We start from the raw sequence: 3804 nt of genomic DNA, 5'->3' as shown, positions 1-3804 counted from the left end.
ACCACCTGCCGGTGTCAAAGCCATTGAATGGCGCTTACTGACCAACCGGGAGGCCGACGATTTCGATACGGCTGCCGAGATGATTGACTGGTACCGTTCGCGTTGGGAGATCGAATTGTACTTTCACGTCTTCAAGAATGGTTGTCGTGTGGAGGCCTTGCAACTGTCGACAGTTGAACGCCTGGAGCGGGCGTTGGCCCTGTTCATGGTGGTGGCTTGGAGAATCGCGCGCCTGATGCGCATGGGACGTACCTACCCCGACCTGGACGCTGAACTGCTATTTGATCGGGACGAGTGGCAAGCAGCTTACATCCTCAACAAGAAAAAACCACCGAAAACGCCGCCTCGGTTGAATGAAGTGGTGCGACTGATCGCTATCCTTGGCGGTTTTCTCGCCCGCAAGGGTGATGGTGAGCCCGGTGTAAAGACCCTGTGGCAGGGTTTACAACGCGTGACTGATTTCGCCGACGGGCTTAGGTTCGCCCGCGAGCTTCAGTGAGTTTGAGATGTGTGTAATGAAATGGGTATAGCCAGCGTCACCTTGGAAGCTGGTTTCGGTGCCGCACATCACATTCGACGCTTCAGCAATATCGGCCACGTGTCCTGAAGTCAGTGTTAATGCATCAGCCCACTTTGGTCATCCACGCCGATGTGCAATTTGGCACCAAAATACCATTGATTGCCTTTCTTCAAGGAGTGCATCTCCGGATCGCGCTCTCCCTTCTTGTTCTTGGTGGAACAAGGTGCCGCTATTAACGAAGCGTCCACGATGGTGCCGGTCTTTAGCATTACCCCTTTTTCCTCAAGGGTGCCATTGATGCGTTCGAACATCACCTTTGCCAACTCGTGTTCTTCGAGCAAGTGGCGAAACAGCAAAATCGTTGATTCGTCTGGAATTTCATCCAGGTCTACATGGCAGAAGCGTCGCAAGCAGTCAATCTCGTAGAGCGCATCTTCCATGCCCGGATCAGAATAGTTGTAAACGATTTGGGCGACATGAATTCGCAGCATCGTCTTTAGCCCAATGGGCTGCCGGTCTCGCTGGCCGCTCTTTGGATAGAACCGCAATACCGCCGCTTCCAGTTCGCTCCATGGCACCAGCCGATCAAGTTTCGCCAGCAACACTTCACGACGCGTCGTTTTCTTCTTCAAACTTTGTTCTGCATCCGCAAAACTCATCTGTCCTGACTTCTTCATGGGTGGCCTCAACTATCGCGATCAATAGCCGTTATTATGACAAATGCCATTGAAGTAATGGCGATTTGTTCAGAGGTTCCTTAAACAATACAGGCGGGCTGGCATTGGTTCGCTCTGGTAAAGTTCGGTTCGTGTTTGGGAAAGGTTGGTGTTTGCGGTGGAAATTACTTTGGAGATGCGCACTTTGGTAGCTCTTCGTGGCCTATCGATTTTCCATCGGAGAGCGTACGAAACTCTTAGCTGCTTCCTGAAAAAATAGCTATTCAAAACAAATGTCTGCGGGACCGTTCTGGTGAACTTTCGTCAAGTCTGGTTATAGGGGAGGGGCGTTGGCTCAGATTGTTGGCTGCGCCTGCCAGAAATGGGGCTTGTCATGTCTCAACCGTTGGCAATGGCGCAAAAATCAGGTGTGCATACTGTTGCTCTGTCGGCAAGACCGATATACTCCGCTCGCATGGCCTTTGTCCGCGTTAAGCATGTACGCATTGTCCCCTTGCTTGGGAATCGCCGCGCACGGTGCTCGCGGTGCGCCCGCCATGGATGCGGCGTCAGTTGGTGAGACGGTATCGCAGGTGTCTGTTTTATCATGATGATGATGATGATGATGATGATTAGCGTGCGGCGCAATGATCTCCGCAGCCGCTTGAAGTGGTGCCTCTGCGGAACATAAAGACATGCTAGGCATCTGAAACTTATGCAATCCATTGATAGACCAAGGCAGGAGGTAGTTTAGGTAGGGCGCCTGCAGCGGAGCCATTGCTATGGCGCGGCTGTTGCCGATCTGTCTGACCTTAAGCTTGTCCTCGACCCAATTGTGCGGCAAGCGCCATTTCGTTGGGCACCACGAGCAACCGGTCTGCGCCATAAATACACTGTAACAGTCCACTGAGGAATCCATGATGAGTGATATGCTGATTGATAAGACGCGTCGTTCTGTGTTAGCGGCGGTAGGGGGCATAGGCTTGCTAGGCTGTGCAGAGGCGAGCGTTAGCGTCGCTCCTGTCTCTCCTAACGGAAGTTCCAGCCAACAAAGCTATGTGAGTGTTAAGGATTTTGGAGCGACAGGCGATGGTCGCACGGACGATACTGTCGCGATTCAGGCTTGCTTGGCTTTTTGCACCAAAAACAATCGTATTGCTTTTTTCCCAGCGACAACGGGCTCCTACAAGATCAGTGGACCTTTGGTCTACACTGGCCCTGGCATTAATATGGAAGCAGTTGGCTATGGTAATGGAGTGGACGGAAGTTTGCAGGTAACGGGTAGTGGATATACCGCGCTGACCGTCACTGGGATTGCCACGCAAATCGTCAACGTAGCGATGTTTGGCTCGGGTAATGCCGCGAATGGCTTGCAGTTGGGCAAAGCGACCGATCCCGTCAAGGTGCAAGGCGGCAAGATACGCGTCAATCGCTTGGCTGGGCATGGCGTGTTGATTGACACCATGTGGGACAGTTTCATCGAAACCATTTCTGTCGAACAGTGCGGAACCGAGTCATTGTATGCGTTTCAAGTGACCAGTAGCGGCGACACCAGCAACGAAACTCACTTTGGGCGTCTACAAGTTGAGCAATCGCGACAGTTAGCCATACACATTGCTACTGAAACATTGAATTGTCAGTTTGATGTGATACATAGCGAGCGCGCGGTCGTCGTTGATGCTTCGCCAGATAAACCGACTTGGCACTTTGGTGGTACTCGTTCGCAATACAATACCGTTAGGCTCCACTCGGTATCGCCATTAGCCTACGCGACCATCAATGGCGCGCTAAATCAATTCAATGTCTTCGCTACCGAAGCCAGTGTTACCTTGCAAATGAATAATTTTGGCTCCATCGACTTTAATGTCGGTAAAATTGACGGAGTGCTTACGTTCATTGGGGGCTCTGATAAGTTTAGTTTTAGCGGGTGTGTTATCGCAAATTTAAAACACACCGTACGCAACTTTACTAATTTCAAACATTGCAGTATTAAAAATGCCAGTTTTGGGTTTTGTAATAACAATGCGGCTGCGTCGGTCTTTGAAGATTGCTTCATCAATAACATGTCGAGTACGGATAACACTGCGGCCGCGACTTTTGTTCGTTGTAACATTGCGGGTGGTACACATCTCGGTGGGTACACTATTCTTCACGAGTCAACTATCAACCTCGGAGCGGCTTGTGTTATTGGGTTTGCCAAGTTAGAAGCCTATAATTCCAAGCTGATTTGTCATGCCTTAACGGTAAACAGCGCCTACCTTGGGCTCTACGGAACCAGTACCGTCAATGGCAATTTGACTATGGTTGGTAACTTACAGTCGGTTGCGGGTGCCGATGCTTATGTGGCCGGCACCGTTACCGGTTGGGGCGCCCCGGCATTCACTGACTTGCTGCCGACCTATCCCGGAATGCGGAGTAAGAACCTGGCGCCAGCACTTGGGGCTCCGAAAGCCTGGGTTTGTACCACCGGGATGAAATGGGTCAGCGAAGGCAATCTGTAGGGCGCAGGCGCCGTCATTGTTCGTGCGGCGAGCCGCATTGAATGCGTTGTCCGGCGTGCAGTACGTCGGGCAACGCCAGGCCTGTCGGACTTAGCATGCGCGTATAGTGGACCCTGAAAACGAGACA

At 51.7% G+C, this 3804-nt stretch carries 3 protein-coding genes; 2 read left to right on the top strand and 1 reads right to left on the bottom strand.

Annotated features, from left to right (window positions below):
- On the top strand, nucleotides 1–499 hold a 499-nt coding region (locus tag AC1W8Y_RS14905), incomplete at its 5' end, for an IS4 family transposase (RefSeq protein ID WP_482015280.1).
- A 116-nt stretch (nucleotides 500–615) separates the two neighbouring features.
- Here AC1W8Y_RS14905 and AC1W8Y_RS14900 read toward each other — a convergent pair.
- Nucleotides 616–1197: an IS5 family transposase gene (locus AC1W8Y_RS14900; protein ID WP_482015279.1), complete on the bottom strand. Its 582-nt coding sequence runs from the start codon at nucleotides 1195–1197 to the stop codon at nucleotides 616–618.
- 896 nt (nucleotides 1198–2093) lie between these two features.
- Between AC1W8Y_RS14900 and AC1W8Y_RS14895 the strand changes: the two genes are divergently transcribed.
- Entirely contained in the window at nucleotides 2094–3677 is a 1584-nt protein-coding gene (locus AC1W8Y_RS14895) for a glycosyl hydrolase family 28-related protein (protein ID WP_482015278.1), read from the top strand.
- The last annotated feature ends 127 nt before the right edge of the window (nucleotides 3678–3804 follow it).

It is taken from the genome of Jezberella sp. (assembly GCF_964834465.1).
This window is presented reverse-complemented; position numbering and strand designations above follow the sequence as displayed.

What these genes read in the sequence shown, in the direction of transcription:
- AC1W8Y_RS14900 (WP_482015279.1), bottom strand. Translation starts at nt 1,197, where the DNA reads ATGAAGAAGTCAGGACAGATGAGTTTTGCGGATGCAGAACAAAGTTTG.
- AC1W8Y_RS14895 (WP_482015278.1), top strand. Translation starts at nt 2,094, where the DNA reads ATGATGAGTGATATGCTGATTGATAAGACGCGTCGTTCTGTGTTAGCG.